This window comes from Solidesulfovibrio sp. DCME (assembly GCF_049995385.1).
Classification (GTDB): domain Bacteria; phylum Desulfobacterota; class Desulfovibrionia; order Desulfovibrionales; family Desulfovibrionaceae; genus Solidesulfovibrio.
Map to the genome: position 1 here is coordinate 3,709,709 of NZ_CP188261.1, position 23,349 is coordinate 3,733,057.

16 protein-coding genes are annotated in these 23,349 nt (G+C 61.9%); 11 read left to right on the forward strand and 5 right to left on the reverse strand.

The features are described from left to right. Positions 1-12: 12 nt before the first annotated feature. The 9 genes from lpdA (at position 13) to ACP59X_RS16400 (ending at position 17,736) form a co-directional block, all read left to right on the forward strand. The gene (gene lpdA, locus ACP59X_RS16365) at positions 13-1,407 is read left to right on the forward strand and encodes a dihydrolipoyl dehydrogenase (protein ID WP_428560345.1); all 1,395 of its coding nucleotides are present in this window, start codon (positions 13-15) and stop codon (positions 1,405-1,407) included. A gap of 29 nt (positions 1,408-1,436) precedes the next feature. After that, positions 1,437-3,047, forward strand: a complete 1,611-nt coding sequence (locus ACP59X_RS16370) for a sodium:solute symporter family protein (RefSeq protein WP_428560347.1) — start codon at positions 1,437-1,439, stop codon at positions 3,045-3,047. 46 nt (positions 3,048-3,093) lie between these two features. Further along, positions 3,094-3,540, forward strand: coding sequence for an OsmC family protein (locus tag ACP59X_RS16375; RefSeq protein WP_428560349.1), 447 nt, complete (start codon positions 3,094-3,096; stop codon positions 3,538-3,540). Positions 3,541-3,614: 74 nt separating this feature from the next. Then, the gene (gene gcvH, locus ACP59X_RS16380) at positions 3,615-4,025 is read left to right on the forward strand and encodes a glycine cleavage system protein GcvH (protein WP_428560351.1); all 411 of its coding nucleotides are present in this window, start codon (positions 3,615-3,617) and stop codon (positions 4,023-4,025) included. Between the two features lie 754 nt (positions 4,026-4,779). Continuing rightward, the gene (locus ACP59X_RS23800) at positions 4,780-5,055 is read left to right on the forward strand and encodes a transposase (protein WP_465250185.1); all 276 of its coding nucleotides are present in this window, start codon (positions 4,780-4,782) and stop codon (positions 5,053-5,055) included. Between the two features lie 530 nt (positions 5,056-5,585). Beyond that, on the forward strand, positions 5,586-7,112 hold the full coding sequence (locus ACP59X_RS16385; RefSeq protein WP_428560354.1) for a B12-binding domain-containing radical SAM protein: 1,527 nt from the start codon (positions 5,586-5,588) through the stop codon (positions 7,110-7,112). A gap of 218 nt (positions 7,113-7,330) precedes the next feature. Continuing rightward, positions 7,331-15,985, forward strand: coding sequence for a GH36-type glycosyl hydrolase domain-containing protein (locus ACP59X_RS16390; protein WP_428560357.1), 8,655 nt, complete (start codon positions 7,331-7,333; stop codon positions 15,983-15,985). A gap of 224 nt (positions 15,986-16,209) precedes the next feature. After that, positions 16,210-16,572 (forward strand): hypothetical protein, encoded by a 363-nt coding sequence (locus ACP59X_RS16395; protein WP_428560360.1) that lies wholly within the window; start codon positions 16,210-16,212, stop codon positions 16,570-16,572. Positions 16,573-16,665: 93 nt separating this feature from the next. Continuing rightward, entirely contained in the window at positions 16,666-17,736 is a 1,071-nt protein-coding gene (locus ACP59X_RS16400; RefSeq protein ID WP_428560362.1) for an AI-2E family transporter, read from the forward strand. A gap of 184 nt (positions 17,737-17,920) precedes the next feature. Here the strand turns inward: ACP59X_RS16400 and ACP59X_RS16405 are convergent, their stop codons facing one another. The 4 genes from ACP59X_RS16405 to ltrA all read right to left on the reverse strand — a co-directional run bounded on the left by ACP59X_RS16405 (position 17,921) and on the right by ltrA (position 20,209). Continuing rightward, positions 17,921-18,145, reverse strand: coding sequence for a hypothetical protein (locus ACP59X_RS16405; protein ID WP_428560364.1), 225 nt, complete (start codon positions 18,143-18,145; stop codon positions 17,921-17,923). 326 nt (positions 18,146-18,471) lie between these two features. Next, positions 18,472-18,702, reverse strand: coding sequence for an ATP-binding protein (locus ACP59X_RS16410; protein ID WP_428569940.1), 231 nt, complete (start codon positions 18,700-18,702; stop codon positions 18,472-18,474). 23 nt (positions 18,703-18,725) lie between these two features. Next, positions 18,726-18,956 carry an integrase core domain-containing protein gene (locus ACP59X_RS16415; protein ID WP_428560366.1) on the reverse strand — a complete coding sequence of 77 codons (231 nt, stop codon included), beginning with the start codon at positions 18,954-18,956 and terminating at the stop codon, positions 18,726-18,728. Further along, entirely contained in the window at positions 18,953-20,209 is a 1,257-nt protein-coding gene (gene ltrA / locus ACP59X_RS16420) for a group II intron reverse transcriptase/maturase (RefSeq protein ID WP_428560368.1), read from the reverse strand. Before ltrA ends, ACP59X_RS16415 begins: the two co-directional genes overlap by 4 nt. Positions 20,210-20,386: 177 nt before the next feature. Here ltrA and ACP59X_RS16425 point away from each other — a divergent pair, with 177 nt between their 5' ends. After that, entirely contained in the window at positions 20,387-21,595 is a 1,209-nt protein-coding gene (locus tag ACP59X_RS16425) for an IS256 family transposase (protein WP_428558936.1), read from the forward strand. A gap of 12 nt (positions 21,596-21,607) precedes the next feature. Here the strand turns inward: ACP59X_RS16425 and ACP59X_RS16430 are convergent, their stop codons facing one another. Further along, entirely contained in the window at positions 21,608-22,222 is a 615-nt protein-coding gene (locus ACP59X_RS16430) for a DNA adenine methylase (protein ID WP_428560370.1), read from the reverse strand. A 549-nt stretch (positions 22,223-22,771) separates the two neighbouring features. Between ACP59X_RS16430 and ACP59X_RS16435 the strand changes: the two genes are divergently transcribed. Then, a complete protein-coding gene (locus ACP59X_RS16435; RefSeq protein ID WP_428560373.1) occupies positions 22,772-23,308 on the forward strand; it encodes a MucR family transcriptional regulator in 537 nt (178 codons plus the stop codon). Positions 23,309-23,349: the final 41 nt, after the last annotated feature.

Below are 23,349 nucleotides of genomic sequence, written 5' to 3' on the forward strand. Positions count from 1 at the left end.
GGATTGCCAGCAATGGCGGAAACAACATTCGATCTCGTGGTCATCGGCGGCGGGCCGGCCGGCTATCTCGCCGCCGCCAGGGCCGCCAAGCTCGGCGGCAAGGTCGCCCTCATCGAAAAGGACGGCCTTGGCGGGACCTGCCTGAACCGGGGATGCATCCCCACCAAAACCCTCATCCACGGCGTTTCGGTCCTCTCCACCGTGGTCGCGGCCGCCGGCTGGGGCGTGGCCTGCGACCGGCCGACCCTGGACATGGCGGCGCTGCAGGCCAAAAAGGACGCGATCGTGGCCGGCCTTGCCCAAGGCGTGGCCAAGCTGTTGTCCGCAAGCGGCGTGACCGTCTACCAGGGCCTGGGACAGGTGCCCGCCCCGGAGACGGTCACCGTTTCCGGCCCGGACGGGCAACAGCGCCTGGCGGCGCGCAACATCCTGCTGTGCCTGGGCGCACGCCCGGCCATGCCGCCCATCCCGGGCCTGGACCTGCCCGGCGTCGTCACCAGCGACAGCCTGCTCGCCGCCACGGACATCCCCGAATCCCTGGCCGTCATCGGCGGCGGCGTCATCGGCATGGAGTTCGCCAGCCTCTACGCCGGGCTCGGGGCCAAGGTCACGGTCATCGAGGCGGCCGAGCGCATCCTGCCCATGGTGGACGAGGAACTGCAAAAGCGCCTCATTCCCCTGTGGAAGCGCCGGGGCGTGACCGTGGAGCGCGGCGCGGCCGTCAGCGAAATCGTGCGGCGAGGCGACGGGCTGGCCGTGCGCTACACGGGCCGCGCCGGCCCGGGCGAGGCGGCCTGCCGCAAGGTGCTGGCCGCGGTCGGGCGGCGCCCCATGCCCGTCGAGGGCGTCGTGGCCTTGCCGGGGCTCGAACGCAACGGGCCGTTCGTCGCCGTGGACGCGGGCATGCGCACCTCGATCCCCGGCCTCTACGCCGCCGGCGACCTCGTGCCCGGCCCCATGCTGGCCCACGTGGCCGCGGCCGAGGGCCTGGTCGCCGCGCAAAACGCCCTGGGCGGCCAGGCCGTCATGGACTACGACGCCATCCCCGCCTGCATCTACACCGCGCCGGAAATCGCCGGCGTGGGCCTCACCGAAGCAGCGGCCCGGGAGCGCGGCCTGTCCGTGCGCATCGGCCGTAGCGCCTACGGGGCCAACGGCCGGGCGCAGACGCTCGGCGAGCCCATGGGGCTGGTCAAGCTCGTGGCCGACGCCGCCGACGGCCGGCTGCTCGGGGTGCACCTGTTCGGCGCCCAGGCCAGCGAACTGGTAGCCGAGGCCGCCCTTGCCGTCAAAAACCGGCTCACCGTGCGCCAGCTCGCCCAGACGGTGCACAGCCATCCCTCCCTGTCCGAAACCCTCGCCGAGGCGGCCCAGGACCTTCTCGGCGCACCCTCGCACGCGGCCTGAGGCGGCCGCGCGCACCTACGGAGAGCACCATGCAAAGCTACACGCTCTGGATGTTCGGCCTGGCCCTGGCCTATACCATCCTTCTCGTCACGCTCGGGCACATCATGAAGCGGCGGGCCAAGAAAGGCGACGACTACTTCGTCGGCGGCCGCTGTTTCGGGCGCTGGACGGTGGCCTTTTGCATCACCGGCCTTTTCTCCGGCTCCACCTTCATCGCCATCCTGGAACTGGCCTATCTCAAGGGCGTTTCGGCCATGTGGTACGGCGTGGCCGAAATGAGCCACGTGCTCATCATCGCCATCGTGCTCATCGGGCCGTTTCGCCGCAAGATGATGGTCACCATCTCCGGGCTTATCGGCGACAAGTACGGCCGCGTGGCCAAGGGCATCGCCGGGGCCATCACGGCCTTCACCTTCCCCATGTGGTCCGTGGCCACGGCCCTGGCCTTCGCCTCCTGCATCAACGCCATCACCGGCATCGACCTTATGACCGCGGTCATCATCACCGCCGCCCTGCTCTACGTCTTCCTCCAGGCCGGCGGCATGTGGTCCGTGGCCATGACGCAAACGGCCAATTTCTTCGCCTACATGGCCATGTTCGCCGTGGGCATCTACGCCGTGCTGCAAAACCCCGGCCTCGACGGCCTGACCGCCTTCATGGCCGCCAAGCCGCAATATGCGGACATGACCGGGGTCGGCCTGCAAACCATCCTGGCCTGGTTCGGCACCTTCTGGATCAACGTGCTGCTGGCCCAGGCGGCCTTCCAGATGGCGCTCTCCTGCCGCACCCCCGACGAAGGCCGCAAGGGCCTGTACATCGCCGCCGGCTTCAACGTCATCTTCATCGTCATGGGCATCGCCATCGGCATCGCCGCGGCGGCGGTCATGCCCGGTGACGCCCGGGGCCTGGTGGCCGTGCCCAAGTACCTGATGGCCAACATGCCCGCTCCCCTGGTCGGCATCTTCACGCTCGGCATCTGGGCCTGCGCCCTGGGCTGGGGCGCGCCGTGCCAGTTCTCGGGCGCGACGAGCCTCGGGCGCGACGTGGGCAGCGCGCTCAATCCCGCCGCCTCGGACGCGACGCTGGTGCGCTACACCAAGGGTTCGCTGATCCTGCTCACCGTGCTCATGGTGGTCTTCGGCTTCATGCGCTCGGAACAGGCGGCCTGGTGGAACATCTTCGCCTGGACGGCGCGCAACGGCTCCACCTTCGCCCCGGTGGTGGCGGCGCTGTTCTGGCCCCTGGCCGGACAGCGCGGCGCGACCTGGGCGCTGGTGGCCGGGTTCACCTCGGGCCTGCTGTGGAACCATCTGGGCGGCTGGGCCGTGGGGCACTTCTACCTCAACACCCACCCGGTGTGGGTGGCCATGGGCGTGAACATCTCGACGCTTGCGCTCATCACCCTGTTCGACGGCGGCTGGAGCTTCGTCACGCCGCAAAACGGCAAGCGCTGGCTGCGCGACATCGGCGCGGCCGGGGCCGTGCTGTTTACCGCCATCAGCTTCGCGGCCTCGGATTGGCTGCGCGCGACCGGGCTTATCGGCATGTTCCTCTTCATCATCATCTTGTTCCTGTGGCTCGTCACCATCGCCTGCACCGCCCCGCGAGCGCAGGCCACGAAGCTGGCTCCCGCGCAGTAAGCACAACGCACCAACCACCCATCCCATACCACAAGGAAGAATCGCCATGTACACCGTGAATGTCGACTGGAAAGGGAAGATGCGCTTCGACGGAACCGATGCCGACGGCCGCGTGGTCGCCATGGACGCTTCGGCAATTTACGGCGGCAACAACGAAGGCGTGCGGCCCATGGAGCTGATGCTCATCTCCCTTGCCGGCTGCACCGCCATCGAAGTCTGCCACGCCATGAACAAGATGCGCCTTTCCTATGACTCCTTCGCCGTCCATGTCGAAGCCGACCGCCGCGAGGAGATCCCCCAGGTCTTCACCGTCATCCGCGTGCACTACGTCGTAACCGGCCAGGGCCTGAGCCTGGAAAAGTTCCGTAAGGCCTTCGAACTGGGGGCCATCAAGTATTGCTCCGTGGCCAACATGGTCAAAAAAGCCTGCGAGGTGGCCTACGCCTTCTCCGTCAACGGCGAGCGGCACGAGTACGAACGGCAGGAGGCCTGATCCCGACGTACCCCGGCCCGGTGGAGCTTCCCCCGGGCCGGGCCCATACACGAAATCGCGAGGAGGGAGCACCCATGCAGGAAATGCCAGGCAGCCGGATTCCCGACGACCGGCGTTACACCGACGAACACATCTGGGTCATGCGCGACGGCAGCGAGTTGGTTTGCGGCATCACCGATTTCGCCCAGGATCAGCTCGGCGAGGTGGTTTACGTGGGCCTGCCCGCGCTTGGCAGCGCCTTTGCCGCAGGTGAAAGCTTCGGCACGGTGGAGTCCATGAAATCGACCAACGAACTGTTCATGCCCGTGTCCGGCACGGTGGCCGGCATCAACACGGTCCTCGAGGAATCGCCTGACCTGGTCAACAGCGAGCCCTATACCGGCGGATGGATGCTCCGCGTGACGCCGGATAATCCCGGTGACCTCGAGCACCTGGACACGCTCCTAACCCCGCCCGGCTACGCCGCATTGTTGCGGCAGGGCTGAAGGAGGCGCGTTCGCGCAGGCGCGGGGGCTTTCCGGGCCAGCCCGCTTGCCAGGGTTTGCCAGCAGACCACGGCGCGGGCAGGCACGACCCGCCAACAGTGCAACGGGGTTGGGATTTACATCCTGACCCCTTTAAACTTTGTAGGCATGAAAAAACTGAAAAGTCTATTGGATGCGCTGGGCAGGCAAATAGACAAGATATGCTCCAGGCCTATTGTGGTACTTGGCCGGAAAGTGATGGCAAAAAATGGCGGGTTAAAAGGCAAAGCGAAGAGAAGAACCAGTGCGTAACAGTGCTGTCTGGCCCTTCTCATTTTGCTTGAAATGAACTCCCCTTTCGCTTGTATGCTTACAACAAAAGGGACGTGGAGGATTGCGGATAAATGGGGTCCGCCAACGGAGCCAACAGGCACGACCCGCTGAACATAGAAAAATGGGCCCGGATCATCGACTCTAACCAATTGAAATTATAGAGCCTGCAAGGAGATTCGAACTCCCGACCTGCAGCTTACGAAGCCTCAGAATTTGGCTAGTCATGTTATTGTATTGGCACAGCCAAATTGCTTTGTTTGCGGGTAGCCGATAAAATATCCCCGCGCTGAATTGAACTGTTGGCGCTCTTTTGGTAAGTGTTTAGCGAATACGTTGGCGCTCTGTCCCACTGCTTGAGACCGATGCACGGCCGCAGCCGATATACATTGTTATTTTGAAGAGTTAAGACACATTACTTTCATCCAAAGTACTGGCGGCGATCATGAGCGGGTACGCATCGAGGAGGCATTGCATTGCGGACTACGGTGTTGCCAGCCGCAAGCATAAAGAGTGCTTCCTGGACAAAATAAGTCGCCTCGCCGACTGGAAACCTCTCGAGAATGTCTTACAGCAAACGCTTGAGCGGGTCGTCAACGCTGTCGACAATCCAGCCTATCCTCCGCGAGCCATGTTCAAAGCTCTCATTCTACAGTACTGGATAATCGCAGCGACGCGGCATGGAAAGAGACGTTGTGCGATGAATACCGTAGCCTGCTGACAGCCGGATTCATCCAGAACCACAAGTCTGGCGAAAAGGCCAACTGGAAAGCGACCGGCCATATGCTCTCCGACGAGCAGAAAACGCGTAGGGCCGAAGCGGAAAAACGCCGGGAGCAACAAGAGAAGGCCTCCACGTATGGCCTTCCAAAGTTTGCCAATGCCAAGGGAGTCGAGCCGGGCAGGTCAGTCTCGGCGGTCCTGAAAAACGTAATTTCCCCACGCCTCACCCACGCCTGTTCGTCTGGTCAAAGGACGCTCCCCATATCGCCAAAATGTCAAGGGCCACGAAAATGTGGCCCTCTGGTCTGTAACATACGCCCGTGCCACCAGATAGTTAAGCAATAGCGCCATGTTAAAAAGTAATATTTACACAAAAAAATCAATAATTGCGTGGTTAAACACTGTTTCGCGAAGAAGGCGGGAGGGGGGCGACAATAATTAATAGCGACCTTTCGTGGCTATTGCGTTATACAGGGAAGAATCATCGGATACAGATTCGAGACACGCTCAGAGGAGGAGGTCTTTATCATGAGAATTCTCCTTGTTTATCCAACATATCCAGACACCTTCTGGAGCTTTAAACATATATTGCCGTTTATTTCCCGAAAAGCGGCCTTTCCTCCGCTGGGCCTGCTGACGGTCGCCGCCAAGCTGCCGGCGCAGTGGGACAAGCGACTTGTCGATGCCAACGTCGCGCCCCTTCGCGGCGAGGACCTGGCCTGGGCGGACATGGTTTTTATCAGCGCCATGGTCGTGCAGGAGGCCGGAGCCAAGGACGTCATCGCCCGCGCCAAGGCCATGGGGAAACGCATCGTGGCCGGCGGACCGGCCTTTACCGCCCAGCCCGAGCGCTTCCCGGGCGTGGACCATTTCGTCCTCAACGAGGCCGAGATCACGTTGCCGCCCTTTCTTGAGGATTTAAGCCGGGGAACACCCAAGCCCCTCTATACGTCCACCGAGCGGCCGGACATCTCGCGCACGCCCATCCCGCAATGGGATCTGATCGACTTCCGGGACTATGTCACCATGTCCGTGCAATACTCGCGCGGTTGCCCGTTTGACTGTGAATTCTGCGACATCGTGGTCCTAAACGGCCGTCGGCCCAGGGTCAAGTCGACCGACCAGATGTTGTGTGAAATGGAAAGCCTGCACGAGGCCGGCTGGAGTGGTCCGGTCTTTATCGTGGACGACAATTTCATCGGCAACATCGCCTCGGTGAAACAGTTCCTGCCCCGGCTCGTCGACTGGCAGGTTCGGCACGGCTATCCCTTCAAATTCATGACCGAGGCGAGCATCAATCTGGCCCAGGACGGCGAACTGGTGCGCCTGCTGAGCAAAGCCAATTTCCACAAGGTCTTCATCGGCATCGAGACGCCCTCCACAGACAGCCTCAAGGAATGCGGCAAGAAACAGAACGTGGCCACGGATTTCTCCCAGGCGATCAAGACCCTGCATCAAAACGGCTTGCAGGTCATGGGCGGGTTCATCGTCGGGTTCGACAGCGACACGGAAGGCATCTTCGAGCAGCAAATCCGCTTCATCCAGAAAATCGGGGTGGTCACAGCCATGGTCGGCATTCTTACCGCCATGCCCAAGACACGGCTGTGGAGCCGACTCAAGGCCGAAAACCGGCTCCTTGGCAATGCCACGGGCGAGAACACGGATGCCAGCCTGAACTTCATCCCGACCATGCGCCGCAAAACCCTGATCAACGGCTACAAAAACCTTCTGTCCACGCTTTACACACCCGAGTTTTACTATGACCGTATCAATACATTTCTAAAAAACTACAATCCGACAGCCCGGGGCAAGCTTGTCTGGAGCGATTTCCGCGCCTTTCTCAAGAGCCTGTGGCGCATCGGCATCCTGTCCCGGGCCAGGATCTGGTATTGGAAGCTTATTATAACAACAGCCCTGACCAAGCGGAAGGCCCTGCCCGTGGCCGTGGAACTGGCCATCCTCGGCCGGCACTTTCAGTTGGTCGCCAAGCGGGCCTTGCAGGCCAAGGATGCGTGGGCCGACGAGCCTGCGGAGAACACCTCCCATCCCCTGTGAGGCAGGATCGGCGAAAGGGAACAACGGCCGAGGACGCGTAATTCCTTGTGGCAGCGTCGCAGCGACCGCAGGCACCGGTTTCTTGGCAATAACGCACAGCATTCTCACCGAATGTTGAGACCAAACACGAGGGTGACAACCAGGCTTAAGATCGCAGCAGACAGAGGACGGAAGGCCACGCCTGCGCGCAAGATCTCGGGCTCGATCAAGGAATGCACATGCGCATGAAAGAGTTCGGATTGAAAACCCGGGCGCGCCACGCCCTGCGTAACGAGCAGAATACCGAGTTGCTGCGCTCGGAACTGTATAGTCTCAAGCAGCTCACGCTTCACGCCGCCAAACTGGCCGGCCTGCACGCCCTTGATCCGCACCCCGGTCCGGACATGTTGCTGCCTCGGCTCGCGGACAATGCGCGGACGTTGCGGGCGGCCTACGACATCGTGACGGTCACGGCCATGCCGGGGGGGCGGATCGTGCCGGCCGAGGCCTGGTTGCTCGATAATTTCTATCTCATCGAGCAGCAGATCAGTCTGGCCCGCCGGCACCTGCCCCGAGGCTACAGCCGGCAGTTGCCGCGACTGGCCGAGGGGCCGTCGGCCGGATTTCCCCGCATCTATGACCTGGCGCTGGAACTGATCTCGCACATGGACGGCCGCGTCGACAACGACAACGCCACCCAGTTCATTGCCGCCTACCAGACCGTCACCCCCTTGATGCTGGGCGAATTGTGGGCCTTCCCGATCATGCTCCAGCTCGCGCTGCTGGAAAACATCCGCCGCATCGCCATCCGCATCGCGCGTCGGCGCGAGGAGCGCGACGCGGCCATCACCTGGGCGCAACGCATGCAGGCCACGGCGGAAAAGGAACCGAAAAAGCTTATCCTGCTGCTGGCCGAATTCGCCAACGCCGATGTGCCGCTGACCGCGGCCTTTGTGGAGGAATTTCATGCCAGGCTCCATACCCAGGGAGCCTCCATGGCCTTCATTCAGACGTGGATCGGTCAAAAACTTCTCGAACAAGGGGCGACCGCCACCCAGCTTTCCGAGGCGGCCGGCCGAACCGCCGCCACCAATCAGCTCTCCATCGCCAACAGCATCGGCAGCCTGCGTTTCATCGGGGCCATGGACTGGAAAAAATACGTCGAGTCCTTAAGCCTCGTCGAACAGACCTTGCGCGAGGATCCGGCCGGGATGCACGCCCTCCAGGATTTCGCCACCCGCGACCGATACCGGCATGTCGTCGAGGAGGTGGCCAGGGGCAGCTCACAAAGCGAACTGGCGGTGACCCGACAGATCCTTTCGCTGGCGCGCGCGGCGGCGCAGCACCTCGGCCCCGACGACCGCACCGCCCATGTCGGCTACTACCTGCTCGATAAGGGACGCCCCCTGCTGGAACGGGCGGTCGAGTGCCGCCTGTCGCTGGCGGCCCGGGCAGGACGGATGAGCCGGACGGTCCGTCTGGCCCTGTACCTCGGCTCCATCCTGCTGCTGACCAGCCTTACAGTCTGGGTCGCGTTGACCGCTTTCGGCGGGTTCGCGCCGGGAGAATGGCGGTATTGGCTTGCCGCGATCACCGGCGCGCTCGGCGGTTCGGCCTTGGCCGTCCCGCTGGTCAACCTGACCGCGACCTGGCTTTTGCCGCCGCGCACCCTGCCCCGGTTGGATTTTTCCCAAGGCATCCCGGCCGAGCACCGCACCATGGTGGTCGTTCCAACCTTGCTCGGCTCCCCCCAAGACATCGACAGACTGGCCGAAGCCCTGGAGATCCGCTACCTCGGCAATCGCGACCCCAATCTGTTTTTCGCCTTGCTGACGGATTTCCCCGATGCGCCCGAGCGGGTGCAGCCCACCGACGACGCCGCCCTGGCCCATGTCCGCGCGGCGCTTGAGGCGCTGAACGCCACCTACCGCGACGACCGGCCAAGCCTCTTCTTCCTGTTCCATCGGCCTCGGGAGTGGAACCCTTCCGAGCGGACCTGGATGGGCCACGAACGCAAGCGCGGCAAGCTCGAGCAGTTCAACGCCCTGCTGCGGGGGGAAGCCGCGTCCGCTTTCTCGGAGATCGTGGGCGATACGTCCATCCTCTCTTCGATCCGCTACGTCATCACCCTGGACACGGACACGCAACTGCCCCGGGACGCGGCCCGGGCGCTTGTGGGCAACATGGCCCATCCGCTCAACCGTCCGGTCTACGACGCCGCCAAGGGGCGCATCATCGACGGACACGCCATTTTGCAACCCCGCGTGTCCATCAGCCTGGCCAGCGCCGGGCAGTCTCGTTTCACGAAGCTTTTCGCGGGCGAGGCCGGCATCGATCCCTATACCCGCGAGGTGTCCGACGCCTATCAGGACATTTTCGGCGAGGGATCGTTCATCGGCAAGGGCATCTACGACGTGGACGCCTTCCGCCAGGCCGTGGACGGGCGCTTTCCGGAAAACCTCATCCTGAGCCACGACCTTTTGGAAGGCGGCTATGCCCGCTCCGCCCTGGTGACCGACGTGGACCTCATCGAGGAGCACCCGATCAGCTACGCCATGGACGTCAGCCGGCGGCACCGCTGGATACGGGGCGACTGGCAACTGGCCGGTTGGCTTATGCCGCGCGTGCCCGGGCCCGCCGCAACGGGCGGCGGAAAAGCGCGGCGACAACCCAATCCGCTGACGGCCCTGTCGGTGTGGAAGCTGTGCGACAACCTGCGCCGCAGTCTCGTCGCGCCTTCGCTGTGCGCCTTGCTGGTCCCGGGCTGGCTCTTTGGGCCCGGGCCGGCCTGGTTCTGGACGCTGCTGGTCGTGGGCGTGGTCATTTTGCCCGTGTTGCCGGGAGCCTTGCTCGAACTCGTGCGCAAGCCCGGGGATCGGGGTTGGCTGGCGCAGTTGCGCCAGACCGGCAAATCGGCCGGCCGCCCGCTGCTGCTGACGCTGTTGACCCTGGCCTTCTTGCCCTACGAGGCGCTTGTCTATCTGGACGCCATCGCCGGCTCGGGCCTGCGCATGCTGTTCACGCGGCGCGGCCTCCTGCTGTGGCACGGACCGGCCTATGCGCGGCGCAACGCACGCCGCTCCCTGGCCGATTTTGCCCTGGAGATGTGGTTCGCGCCGAGCCTGGCCGCGGTCCTGGCCTTGGCGCTGACGCTTGGCCAACCGGCGGCCCTGCTCTCCTGCGCGCCCGTCCTGCTCCTTTGGCTGGTCTCACCGATCGTAGCCTGGTGGATCAGCCGGCCGCTTGCGGCCCCGGTACAGGCGCTGACCATTGACCAGCGAACGTTTTTGCGGGGAGCGGCCCGGCGCACCTGGCACTTCTTCGCGCAATTCGTCGGCCCGCGTGACAACTGGCTGCCGCCCGACAACTTTCAGGAATACCCCACGGAGATGCTCGCCTCGCGCACCTCGCCGACGAATATCGGCCTGGCCCTCCTGGCCAACCTGGCCGCCTGGGATTTCGGGTACATTTGCACCGGAGAATTGCTGCGCCGCACCGAGGCCACCCTGGCGGCAATGGAAAAATTGGAACGCTACCGGGGCCATTTCTACAACTGGTACGACACGCGCTCGCTCGCCCCGCTTCGTCCCCAATACGTCTCCACGGTCGACAGCGGCAATCTGGCCGGCTGCCTGCTTACCTTGCAGGCGGGACTGGCCGAGCTCAAGGACCGGCCGGTGCTGTCCCCCCGAGCCTTGGCAGGGCTCGAGGATACCGTGCGGGTGCTGGCCGAACACGTCTCCGCCTCGCGCGCTCCGGATATCGCCAGGCAGGTGGCGCAGCTTCAAGACGCGTTGCGTGAGGCCAGGCAGCAGGTCCCGCCAGGCAGCCTGACGGCCGTCGGCGCGGTCCTGGCGGCGCTCAAGGCCATGGGGGATGGCCTGCTGGCCGCACTGCCCCGGGACGACGCCGTCGACGCCGCGCTGCATGATTGGGTGCACGCCTTCAACCGGCAGGTCCATGCCCTGTGCGAAGAGCTCCGCTTGTTTGCGCCAGGGGCAGCGGCGCACGAGCATCACCCGACCCTGGCGGCCTTGGCCGGGGAGGGCGCGCTCACCGCCGAAACGCCCCCCCAGGCCCGGGAAGCACGGCGACGCCTTGGCGTCATCGACGATTTGATGGAGCGCTGCCACGAATTGGCGACCATGGATTTCACCTTCCTCTACGACACGTCGCGCGACCTGCTGGCCATCGGCTACGACGTGGGCGAACGGCGGCGCGACCCGTCCTGCTACGACCTGCTCGCCTCGGAAGCGCGCCTGACCAGCTTCCTGCTCATTGCCGAAGGGCAGTTGCCGCAGAAGCACTGGTTTTCCCTGGGCCGCCTGCTGACGAGCCATGGCGGCGATCCGAGCCTGATTTCCTGGAGCGGCTCGATGTTCGAGTACCTTATGCCGCAACTCGTCATGCCGAGTTATGCCAATACGTTGCTCGAACAGACTTGCCAGGCCGCCGTGTCGCGTCAGATCGAATACGGCCGGCAGCGCGCCGTGCCCTGGGGCATTTCCGAATCCTGCTACAACGCCGTGGACCTGAACCAGGCCTACCAGTACCGGGCGTTCGGCGTGCCCGGGCTGGGCTTCAAGCGGGGACTCGGCGAGGATCTGGTCATCGCGCCCTACGCCAGTGCCCTGGCCTTGCTCGTGGCGCCACGGGAAGCTTGCCGCAACCTGGAGCGCCTGGCCGCCGAGAACTTCCAGGGCGTCTACGGCTTCTACGAGGCGATCGATTTCACCCCCGCGCGCGTGCCCCGGGGAAAAAATCACGCCGTCATCCGCGCGTTCATGGCGCACCACCAGGGCATGAGCCTGCTGGCTTTCGCCCAGGTCTTGCTGGACGAGCCGATGCAACGCCGGTTCATGGCCGCGCCCTCCATCCGTGCAACGCAGTCGCTGTTGCAGGAGCGGGTGCCGAAAAACGAAGCCACGCTGCACCCGCACACCGCCGAAGTGAGCGCCGCCGCCCGTCCTCCGGCCACGGAAGCGGGCGCGATCATGCGCGTCTTCACCGACCCGGATACGCCCCTGCCTGAAGTCCATCTGCTCTCCAACGGCAGATATCACGTCATGGCCACCCATGCCGGCGGCGGCTACAGCCGCTGGCAGGATCTGGCCGTCACCCGTTGGCGCGAGGACGCCACCTGCGACGACTGGGGCACGTTCATCTATCTGCGCGACAGCGACTCCGGGCGGTATTGGTCCAGCGCCCACCAGCCGACGCTGCGCCCGGCCGAACGCTACGAGGCGGCCTTCGTGCAGGCGCGGGCCGAATACCGGCGACGCGACCAGGGCATCGAAACCCACACCGAAATCAGTGTCTCGCCCGAGGACGACGTCGAGATCCGTCGGCTCACGCTGACCAACCTGTCCGCGCTCCCCCGGCATATCGAAGTGACAAGCTACGCCGAGGTCGTGCTCGCCCCGCAAAATGCCGACCTGTCCCACCCCGCCTTCAGCAACCTCTTCGTGCAGACCGAGATTCTGCCGCAGCGCCAGGCAATCCTGTGCTCACGCCGGCCCCGCACGCCGGACGAACGGACGCCGTGGCTGTTCCACCTGTTCGCCGCCCCCGGCGTGGCCACCGGCGAACCCTCCTACGAAACGGACCGGGCCGCCTTCATCGGGCGGGGGCGAACGGCGGCCAATCCCCTGGCCCTGTCCGGCGACGGCAGCCCGCAGGCGCTCTCCAATACCGCCGGCGCGGTGCTCGATCCCATCGTCGCCATCCGTCGCGCCATACCCTTGTCCCCCGACGCCTCGGTGACCGTGCAGATCATCTCCGGCGTCGCGGACACGCGCGAGGCCGCCCTGGCCGTCATCGACAAGTATGGCGACCGGCACTTCGTCGAGCGGGCCTTTGAAATGGCCTGGTTTCAAAGCCAGGAAGTGCTGCGCCACCTGGGTGCGGCCGAAGCCGACGCCCAGGTGTACGGACGCCTGGCCTCCTGCGTCGTTTTCGGCAACGCCCTGCACCGCACCGCTCCAAGCGTCATCGCCCGCAACCAGTTGGGCCAGTCCGGGCTGTGGCGTTTCGCCATTTCCGGCGACCTGCCGATCGTCCTGGTGCGCATCGGCGACATGGACCGTATCGATCTGGTCGCACAGATGCTCGCGGCCCATGCCTATTGGCGCATGAAGGGACTGGCCTCGGACCTGGTGATCGTAAACGAGGATTTCTCGGGCTACCGGGCGGTGCTTCACGACCGGATCATGGGGCTTGTCCACGCCGGCCCCGAAGCGGCGGTCATCGACCGGCCGGGTGGGGTTTTCGTACGCCGGGCCGAGGAACTCTCCGAGGAGGACCGGGTGCTTTTCCAGACGGTCGCCCGGGTCGTGCTGACCGATTCCGCCGAGACCCTGGCCGAGCAGGTGGAGCGCCGCCCGCCGGCCAGGCGTTTGTCGCAACGGCTGGAGGCCCCGTCCCGACAGACTCCCGAACCGGTCGGGATGCTTCCCGCGCGCGAACGCATTCTGGAAAACGGCCTGGGAGGATTTACGCCCGACGGACGCGAATACGTCATCACCCTGGAGCCCGGCCAGACCACGCCCGCGCCCTGGGTCAACGTCATCGCCAGCCCCCACATCGGCACGGTCGTAAGCGAATGCGGCAGCGCCTACACCTGGGCGGAAAACGCCCACGAATTCCGGCTGACCACCTGGCGCAACGACCCCGTCGGCGACGCCGGCGGCGAGGCGCTCTACCTGCGCGACGAGCGGACAGGGGCGTTTTGGTCGCCGACGGGACTGCCTGCCCGAGGCCGGTCCGGATATGTCTGCCGGCACGGCTTCGGCTACAGTGTTTTCGAGCATGACGCGGGAGGCATCCTTTCGGAACTCTCCACCTATGTCGCCATGGACGCTCCGGTCAAATTCCTGGTGGCGAGGCTGCGCAACCATTCTGGGCGGCCGCGCCGCCTGTCGCTGACCGGCTACTTCGAACTGGTGCTCGGGGAGTGGCGTCATACCAACATCCCGCACATCGTGACCGAAAAAGACCCCCTGACCGGGGCGGTTTTCGCCAGCAACGCCTACGGCCGGGAATGCGGCGGCCGGATCGTCTTTGCCCAGGTCAGCGAGCGGGAACGCACGGTGACCGGAAACCGGACCGAATTCCTCGGCCGAAACGGCAGCCCGAACAATCCCGCCGCCCTTGGCCGCAAGTCTCTCTCGGGCAGGACCGGGGCCGGCCTCGATCCGTGCGCCGCCCTCCAGACCCGGATTGAGCTGGCCGAAGGAGAGGAGCGGGAGATCGTCTTTCTCCTCGGTGCGGCCCGGGATGCCGACGAGGCGCGATACTTCATCGAACGCTTCGGCGGCCCGGCCGGCGCGCGCCAGGCCCTGGAAACGGTGTGGGAGCACTGGAACCGCACGCTCGGCGCGGTCAACGTGGAGACCCCCGATCCAGCTCTCGACGTCCTGGCCAACGGCTGGCTTCTCTACCAGACGCTGTCGTGCCGGCTTTGGGGCCGTAGCGGCTTGTACCAGTCCGGCGGGGCCTACGGATTCCGCGACCAGTTGCAAGACACCATGGCCCTGGTCCATGCCGCGCCTTGGCTTACCCGCGAACAACTGCTGCGCTGCGCCGGACGCCAGTTCCCCCAGGGCGACGTGCAGCACTGGTGGCATCCGCCCAACGGCCAGGGCGTGCGCACCCATTTCTCGGACGATTATCTGTGGCTGCCCTACGCGACCGCCCGCTACGTGCGAACGACCGGGGACACGGGCGTCCTCGACGAGGTCGTGCCGTTTTTGGAAGGCCGCGAACTCGATCCAAACGAGGAGTCGTATTACGATCAGCCGCAACGCTCGTTGGAAACGGCCAGCCTCTATGAGCATTGCGCCCGGGCCATTCGCCACGGGCTGCGTTTCGGCGCGCACGGCCTGCCGCTTATGGGCTGCGGCGACTGGAACGACGGCATGAACCGCGTCGGCCGGGGCGGCCGGGGCGAAAGCGTCTGGCTGGCCTGGTTTTTGTACGAGAACCTCCAGCTGTACGCCATTATGGCGCGCGGGCGGGGGGATGCGGCCATGGCGGAGACATGCGCCGCGCAGGCCGCCCGGTTGCGCGAGAACATCGAGGCCCAGGCCTGGGACGGCGACTGGTACCGCCGCGCCTACTTCGACGACGGCACGCCGCTTGGTTCCTCGGAAAACAGGGACTGCCAGATCGATTCCATCAGCCAGAGCTGGGCGGTCCTTTCGGGTGGCGGCGATCCCGAACGGGCCAGGCAGGCCCTGGCGGCGGTGGACGAGCGTCTCGTGGACCGCGACGCACGGTGCATCAAGCTGCTCGCCCCGCCGTTTGACGCCTCGGACCTCGACCCCGGCTACATCAAGGGCTACGTGCCCGGAGTGCGGGAAAACGGCGGCCAATACACCCATGCCGCGATATGGGCCGCCATGGCCCTGGCCCGGCTTGGGGAGGGGGAACGCGCCTGGGAGTACTTCTCCATGCTCACCTCGGTCAGTCACGGAAATTCTCCGGAAGCCATCGCCCGCTACAAGGTCGAGCCCTACGTCATGAGCGCGGACCTGTATGCCTCGCCACCCCACACGGGCCGGGGCGGCTGGACCTGGTACACCGGGGCGGCCGGCTGGATGTACCGGCTGGCAGTGGAAACGCTGCTCGGCCTCACCCTGGAGGTGGACCGGCTGCGCATCGCGCCGTGCATGCCGGCGCAGTGGGATTCCTACAAAATCCACTACCGCCACCGGGAAACCGTGTATCATATCACGGTCAGACGTCTTGGCGTAACAGCCACCCGGGAAATCCAGGTGATCCTGGACGGCGTCATGGTCACCGAAACGATCGAGACGGGAGCGGGACGGGCGCAAGGCCTGATCCCCCTGGCGGATGACCACCGGGAGCACCATGTTGCGGTGGATTTACGCTGACGGCAGCGCCATTCCAGGCATCCAGGCATTGTCTCTTCGGAAACGATCCGCAAGGAGGGGCGGACTTTTCTCTCCGCAACTTACGGAACAAAGATGTGCCGACAGGATGGACAGGACCTTATCCATGCAATATATAGTAATAGTAGCCAAAGACCCATGGAGACAATTTCCGTAATTGTCCCACGAAAAATGGTTATTTTGAAATACTCTAGCAAGAGGCTGTTATGTATCGCTCAATTAAATTCTGCTTCCAGTTGACAGCTGCTTTCGCAGTTATCTTTGTTGTTTTAATATTCCCTGTATATTCGATGACTCTCCCCGTTCATGGCGCGGTGCTCAACAGCACCGAGACCTTCACCGGGAAGGCGACCGTGCATTTTGGGGGCGATGGAAATTTGACCCTCACGACGAACAACGGCGTGACGTGCACAGGGGATTTTGTTCATGCCTCACAGCAAAAAGGCAGCGGCACGGTCAGCTGCGAAGATGGCCGTCTGGGCTCCTTCGAGTTCGTCACGGCCGGATTCTCGGGAAGCGGAGCCGGAACGATCGGCGCCGAGCGCTTTGCCTTCCGTATCGGGAAGTAGGCGCGCAGGCGGGCCTCGCCTTTCATGTGTTTTCACCTGGACTGGGGACGCCGTTCTTGACGGTGCGCGACGGTAACGCAGCTGGCTAAAAACATGGCACAATTCCCGGGTTTCTACCGGCCTTTTCTCCTGGCCATCTTTATGGCGGCGCTTATCATCATGGCGACGCTTCTGTGGCCGTTTCGACACGCCATGGTCCTCGCCTTGGTCCTGGCCACCTTGATACACCCCTTGCGGGGGCGGCTCCCTCGCATCATACGCACGCGGCGGTTCCTCGCCGCAACGACGTTGACCCTGCTCACGATCCTGTTTGTCCTTCTGCCCCTGGCTGGCCTGGTGACCCTGCTGACCAGCGAAGCCGTCGCCTTCATCCATACGGCAATTACCTGGTTCAAGGCCGGCGGGCCCGTCGAAGCCGTCGCCTGGGTCCACGCCCTTCCCCTGCCGGACTGGGCCAAAAGCTATCTGGACCCTTCGTCTATTGATTTTCGCAAAATCGAGTCCTGGGCCTTGTCTTCCGGAGGAGACATCGGCCTTTGGTTTCTCGCGGCCGGGAAGGGGGTTGCCAGCATCGGGTTGCAACTGCTCGTGTTGGTCATGTTCCTTTTTTATCTTTTGGTCGAAGGGGAACATCTCACGGATCTGCTGCGTAAGGCGTCACCGCTGCGGCGGGACCAGGAAAACGCGATCATCGCACGATTCAAGGCCGTGTCCCAGGCGGTACTCCTGGGCGGTCTGGGCACCAGCGTGGCCATTGGGGTGGTCACCGGCATCGGGCTTTGGATTGCGGGGATAAGCCCCATTCTCTGGGGAGCCGTCGCGGTCATTGCATCGCTCATACCCGTTGTGGGACTCAGCCTGATCATGCTTCCGGCCCTTCTTTACCTTGTCGCCGCAGGCTCGTTCAAGATGGCGATTTTCCTTGCGCTGTACTGGCTTTTGATCGTCAGTTCGGTCGATAACGTCGTGCGCCCGCTTTTCATGCGTGGTACGGCGCGCATGTCCCTGGTCTGGGTTTTTGTCTCCATTATCGGGGGGGTACTTATGTTCGGCCCCCTTGGCTTGTTGTATGGACCGTTGGCGCTGAGTATCTCGTTTCTCTTCCTCGAAATCTTTTTCGATGCCCAAAATGAGGCGGACGACACGGCGTCGCCCCAACCATGACACCGGATTGGTGGAGCGCGTTGCAATGGTGAAAAGAATGGGACAGGAAGACACGCTTCGGAAACATGCCCTGGGCTTGGTGGTGATGCGTTGCCGGGAGCAGGCAGCACGTTTTTTTACCGCCGGACGGTCTCTCTCTTCCATTCGGGTTTCGAGGGAGGCCGCCCGCGAGGTTTCAGGCGCGTTAGACCCGCGAATAGGTGGCGACGTCTTCCTTGAATTCCTCGACCATGGCTTCCGTAAGGGAAGGTCTGAAGGCGGCGATTTCCTCGGTGATCATGTCCGTCGTCACCGGGATATTGCTCCTGCTCTCGCATTCCATTTCAAAAGCATGTTGGGCGACGATCTGAAAGCGATACTCGATATCCGCCGGAGTGAATTTCGCCGTTAAGGGCACGATACGGTCCATATCAATAATCCCGGTGTTCATCTTTGCCAAATAGTATTCCAGTATGGTTCTTCTTCCGTCGTCATCCAGGGTTCCCACCGGAATAATGCAATCGAAGCGTCCGGGCCGCAGCAGAGCAGCATCCAGCTAACGGATGTAATTGGTCGCGCACACGAGCAATACTTTGTTACCCTGGTTTTTTTGAGCGGCACCTGTTTGACAAATTCGTTTGTAATGGACCTGTCTGTCGATCACACCTTAGGCCTGGAACAAGAAGCATCGAAAATCTTGGAAAGACACAAAAAACGTAGTTATTTTTACAATTGCAGCAACAAGCGTCCATAGTTTTACTCGCCCTCTGTCGGCAAGCTCTCGATAAAAGGACAACGGAATTGGAACGTTGTCCCATGCCCGCGCGTGCTAAAAACTTGCATATCCCCTCCAATGCACTTAACTGCAGCATATACAGCTGCAAGCCCAACACCTCTACCAGAGAGTTGATCAATAGCAGTCGAGGTAGAAATACCGTCTCCTGCGACTGAGGTGGTCCGGGTAGGTTGGACAGGTTGGCGGCGCAGTTAAGCTATAGTCCGGTTGGTGCTCATGCCGCCTTGGAGGCCGAGTGGCCATCCCGGTATACGTCCATGGGGCGGCGACCGTCAAAAGCCGTATGCGGCCGCTGCTCGTTGTAGAAGCGGAACCAGTCTCCAAGCGCTTGGCGAGCCTGACTGCCGGTTTCGAATTCCCGGTCGGGTAGACGAGGGAAGTCTCCTTCCCCCGCCCCCCACAGATCCGGACATGCCCCTTTAAGGCATCCGGCTCTTCTGTTCATGGTCTTGCTGCGCGACGGTAGACCGAGTGTACCACTACTGCAAATGGTAATGGATAAGTCTTCCTCAAGAGGTCGAAGTCTTGCCAGCTCATGTCGCTCCTCTGTGATCGTCGACCAAGCCATTTCCACCACAGCTTTTGCACTCCTTCTCGGAATGCATTGAGCCTGCGAGCGTTACAGGTGATCCCGTAGTACTGGTAGTGGCCCTTGACCTTGAGTACGAGAGTCCGGTACTGATCCGCAACATTATTATGTCGATTGATCCGGCACCACTCCCCTACCGCTTTCAAGGCCCTGGCAAGACGATCTTTTGCCGTCTTGCGTTTGACAACCCAGTTCCCTTTCAGGGACTTACCCCAATAGTGGGTGAAGCCCAGCAGATCGAAACTGAGCCGAGGGTGTCCACTGCCCCCCGATCCGCCACCCGGCGGGAGGAATCGTATCAAGCGTGTCTTCTCCGGGTGGACGGCAAGACCGAACCGACCAAGTCGCCTCGGCAGTACCTCTTCGACCTTCCGGGCGTCCATCTCATTGCTGAAGACCATGACAAAATCATCGGCGTAGCGGATGAGGAATGACTCGCCCCGCATACGCGGTCTGACGACGTGCTCAAACCATTTGTCCAGGACTTCGTGGAGATAGATGTTCGCCAGAAGGGGCGAGATCACTCCTCCTTGTGGCGTGCCGGCGTCTGGATACGCAAGCTGGCCTGCTTCGAGAACCCCAGCCTTGAGCCACTTATCAATAACCCGTCGTATCACACCATCGCGCACCCGCAGGTCAAGAAAGCTCCGGAGATGTCCATGGTCCAGCGTGTCGAAGAACTTGCGGATGTCCACTTCGTAGACGTACCCGCCTCTCATCCCCATGATGCCGCGCCACAGCGTCTCCAATGCCTGGTGACATGACCGGCCGGGGCGGAAACCGTACGAGCAGGGAAGAAAATCCTGCTCATAGACCGCCCCCAGAACCATGGCCACTGCGCGTTGCAGCACCTTGTCCTCGATGGTCGGGATGCCGATTGGGCGGGCGGCCCCGCTTGCCTTGGGGATATACGCCCGCTTGACCGGAGGAGCCTTGTACGTCCCGCCCTTGAAGCGATCCAAGAGGGATGTCAGGTTCTCATCCAGCTGTCCCTCATACTCCGCTGCTGTCTGCTGATCCACACCTGATGCCCCATCCTTTCTGGTGAGGTGGAATGCCTCCTTCAGAAGGATGACATCAACATCGTGGGCCAACGTCGTAAAGACCATATCCGGTGCTTGCTTGGCCAGCTCCGCTAGGTAGCGTCCACGGAGGTGGTGTAAATTCTGAAGTCGTCCAGGCCGGGGGAGAGCCTCCGGCCCGGACGGAATGGGCGAGGTGGCCATCGGGTCAATTGGCTGTAAGGTGAAGTTACGACGCCGCACCTGCAACCAAAGGAGACCACGATGGCCGAGGACAGCATGGCATTAATCGAGCTGATGCAAAAGGCCGACGGCGGCGATTTTCTCCGCTCCCTGGCGGAAGCCGTCCTGCAGCTTCTCATGGAAGCCGATGTGGACGGCCTCATCGGGGCCAGCCGCCACGAGCGAAGCCCCGAGCGAGTCAGCTACCGCAACGGCTACCGTGACCGCAGCCTTGATACCCGCATCGGCTCCTTGCAACTGCGCATCCCCAAGCTGCGCCAGGGCAGCTACTTTCCGCCCTTCCTGGAGCCACGCAAGACCAGCGAACGCGCCTTGGTGGCCGTCATCCAGGAAGCCTGGATCGGCGGCATCTCCACGCGGCGCGTGGATGATCTGGTCCAGGCCATGGGCCTTTCCGGCATCTCCAAGTCCCAGGTGTCCAAGCTGTGCAAGGACATTGATGAACGGGTCCATGCCTTTCTTTCTCGGCCGCTGACCGGCGAATGGCCCTATTTGTGGCTGGACGCAACCTACCTCAAGCAGCGCGAAGGCGGCCGGGTGGTCAGCGTCGCCGCCATAATCGCCGTGGCGGCGAACACCGAAGGCCGCAGAGAAATCGTGGGACTGCACATCGGCCCCAGCGAGGCCGAGCCGTTCTGGTCTTTTTTCCTCAAAAGCCTTCTTCGTCGGGGACTTGGCGGCGTGAGGCTTGTCGTCTCCGACGCCCATGAAGGCCTCAAGGCCGCCATGGCCAAGACGTTCGGGGCCACGTGGCAACGCTGCCGGGTCCACTGGATGCGAAACGCCTTGGCCCGGGTTCCCAAGTCCCAGCACGCCATGGTCTCGGCCGCCCTGCGCCAGGCCTTTTTACAGCCGGATGCGGCCAACGCCAGCCAGACCTGGCGGCATGTCGCCGATCAGCTTCGTGGAAAATGGCCACGGCTCGCCAGCTTCATGGACGAAACCGAGCACGACGTGCTGGCCTACATGACCTTCCCGGCGCAGCATCGGGTCAAGCTGCACAGCACCAATCCGCTGGAAAGGCTCAATAAAGAAGTGAAGCGGCGGGCGGACGTAGTCGGCATCTTCCCCAACGAACAGTCCATCATCCGGCTCATCGGGGCCATCTTACTGGAGCAAAACGACGAGTGGCAGCTGCAAAGCCGCTACATGCAGGTCGAGGCCATGGCCGAACTCAACACCCAACCAAACGAGGCGCAGCCAGCCCAAATTCCACCAAGAGCAGCCTGACCGAGGGCCACCTCAAGCACACCAGAATTTACACCACGTTGACGGACGTGACCCTCTCCTACGAATGACCTCTCTCTCTCGAAAATTGCTTCCAACATATCGAGAGTCATGTAATACATCTGGCTTTACAAAGTTATACCAAAGATATTCATCACGTATTCCACTATGCGATTGAGCTTTGTAGGAATATGTATTCCAACCCCTAAGTAGATCTACATAAAGCTCAGAATAGTACCCTGAAATTATAACCTTACATGCCAAAGAAGCTAAAAATTTAAGCATGCCAATATGATCATCAATTGTATAATCAAATTTGTAAACCTTAGACCTTCTGCGAGTCGTCGGCAAATACGGCGGATCAACATAAACGACAGTGTCGTTATCTAATTTAACTCTCTTCAATACTAATATTGCGTCTTCATTAATTAATGTGCAGTATTTCGTTTTACTTGATTTCCATTTATTTATCACTGTTGGATCAATATCGATTCCAATCTGTTCAAGTGCTGGTCTTTTATTCCTCATAACGGCACCGCCACCCAAATGAGTCTCGATGTACCTCTTATGGGGAGGAATAAGATTAATGATTTGCGCAAAGCAAACCTCTTTGCCGCCAGCAAATCGCATGACACGATCATCGCCAGATTTGGCGATGATGTCAAGGCAAATTCAGAATAAGCAAGATACCGTTTGTCTAACTGGTTCGTTAGAACTGGCGGCTTAAAGGGAACGATGGCCCTGCAAGAATATTCGTGGAAGTGGGCGGGACGAATGTCAAACAACATCAGGAAGTAGCCCCCTGGAGCCGTCAAAAGCTGATCCTCCATTAGGGCGGGTTGTGTGGTTTCAGCTAAGGCCAGGGCAATTGGCAGCACCGCCGTTTGAATCGGACATTGGGCCTAGGCGGCCCACCCTCGCGATTCCGGGGCCAGGGACCAGGGCAACCCATCCCAAAGGGGGAAAGCCCCAGGACGGGGCCGTAGGACGCGAATCCGAGGAGTCTCCAGAGGGCCGGGCCGGGGCTGAGGATGGGCCTGCTGGCCGAACTGCCCCATATGGGCAACAAAAGATCAATTAATGAGCAAAGCTCATGAACATAAATTTCATTTCACGTTGACAGAAAGTGACCTTAAAGCTATCTGCCGAAAAGATCATTCAGCTATAAAGGAGTTCACCATGATCGATAAAGAGATTTGGGCAGAGGCTTTAAATCTGGCGAAAGACCAACTTCGCCACGGCAAAGTTCATTTCAGCGAACTGGAAGTCGTAACGAAGAGCATTTACGAAAAACTGACTGCTCTTAGCGCCGGGCCGATCATAGACGTTCAGCCCGAGCCCATGAAGCAAATCGAAGCTGCGCAGCATGTGAAGACCAAGAAAGGTGTCAAATGTGCCGTCTGTGGCAAAGAATTCAAGGTTTTAGGCACGAAACATCTTGAGTCCCATGGCCTGACTCGTAAAGAGTACATGGACAAGTTTGGCGTCACCAAGAAAGATATGTCTGTCAAGATTGCCAGAAAAACGCTGACTGGCGAAGCCAACCCACTGAAGCAGATGCAGATGATCATGAAGGAATTTGGAATTAAGCGCGGAGACGTCACTCAGTTTGTTCTGGACAATGGTTTTGACGACATGAAATCGCTTGCTGCCGCCGCGAAAGAAAAGAATGTTGGCATTCTTGAGTTGCTGAAAGCGTCTAGCAAGACAGAATAGACCTTGAATAAATAGATAGCAGAATAAGATAAAGAGCCCAC

Excerpts from the sequence above, each read along its gene's own strand:
- lpdA (WP_428560345.1), top strand. The coding sequence starts at position 13 with ATGGCGGAAACAACATTCGATCTCGTGGTCATCGGCGGCGGGCCGGCC.
- ACP59X_RS16370 (WP_428560347.1), top strand. The coding sequence starts at position 1,437 with ATGCAAAGCTACACGCTCTGGATGTTCGGCCTGGCCCTGGCCTATACC.
- ACP59X_RS16375 (WP_428560349.1), top strand. The coding sequence starts at position 3,094 with ATGTACACCGTGAATGTCGACTGGAAAGGGAAGATGCGCTTCGACGGA.
- gcvH (WP_428560351.1), top strand. The coding sequence starts at position 3,615 with ATGCAGGAAATGCCAGGCAGCCGGATTCCCGACGACCGGCGTTACACC.
- ACP59X_RS23800 (WP_465250185.1), top strand. The coding sequence starts at position 4,780 with ATGAGCGGGTACGCATCGAGGAGGCATTGCATTGCGGACTACGGTGTT.
- ACP59X_RS16385 (WP_428560354.1), top strand. The coding sequence starts at position 5,586 with ATGAGAATTCTCCTTGTTTATCCAACATATCCAGACACCTTCTGGAGC.
- ACP59X_RS16390 (WP_428560357.1), top strand. The coding sequence starts at position 7,331 with ATGCGCATGAAAGAGTTCGGATTGAAAACCCGGGCGCGCCACGCCCTG.
- ACP59X_RS16395 (WP_428560360.1), top strand. The coding sequence starts at position 16,210 with ATGTATCGCTCAATTAAATTCTGCTTCCAGTTGACAGCTGCTTTCGCA.
- ACP59X_RS16400 (WP_428560362.1), top strand. The coding sequence starts at position 16,666 with ATGGCACAATTCCCGGGTTTCTACCGGCCTTTTCTCCTGGCCATCTTT.
- ACP59X_RS16405 (WP_428560364.1), bottom strand. The coding sequence starts at position 18,145 with ATGGACCGTATCGTGCCCTTAACGGCGAAATTCACTCCGGCGGATATC.
- ACP59X_RS16415 (WP_428560366.1), bottom strand. The coding sequence starts at position 18,956 with ATGAACAGAAGAGCCGGATGCCTTAAAGGGGCATGTCCGGATCTGTGG.
- ltrA (WP_428560368.1), bottom strand. The coding sequence starts at position 20,209 with ATGGTCTTTACGACGTTGGCCCACGATGTTGATGTCATCCTTCTGAAG.
- ACP59X_RS16425 (WP_428558936.1), top strand. The coding sequence starts at position 20,387 with ATGGCCGAGGACAGCATGGCATTAATCGAGCTGATGCAAAAGGCCGAC.
- ACP59X_RS16430 (WP_428560370.1), bottom strand. The coding sequence starts at position 22,222 with ATGCGATTTGCTGGCGGCAAAGAGGTTTGCTTTGCGCAAATCATTAAT.
- ACP59X_RS16435 (WP_428560373.1), top strand. The coding sequence starts at position 22,772 with ATGATCGATAAAGAGATTTGGGCAGAGGCTTTAAATCTGGCGAAAGAC.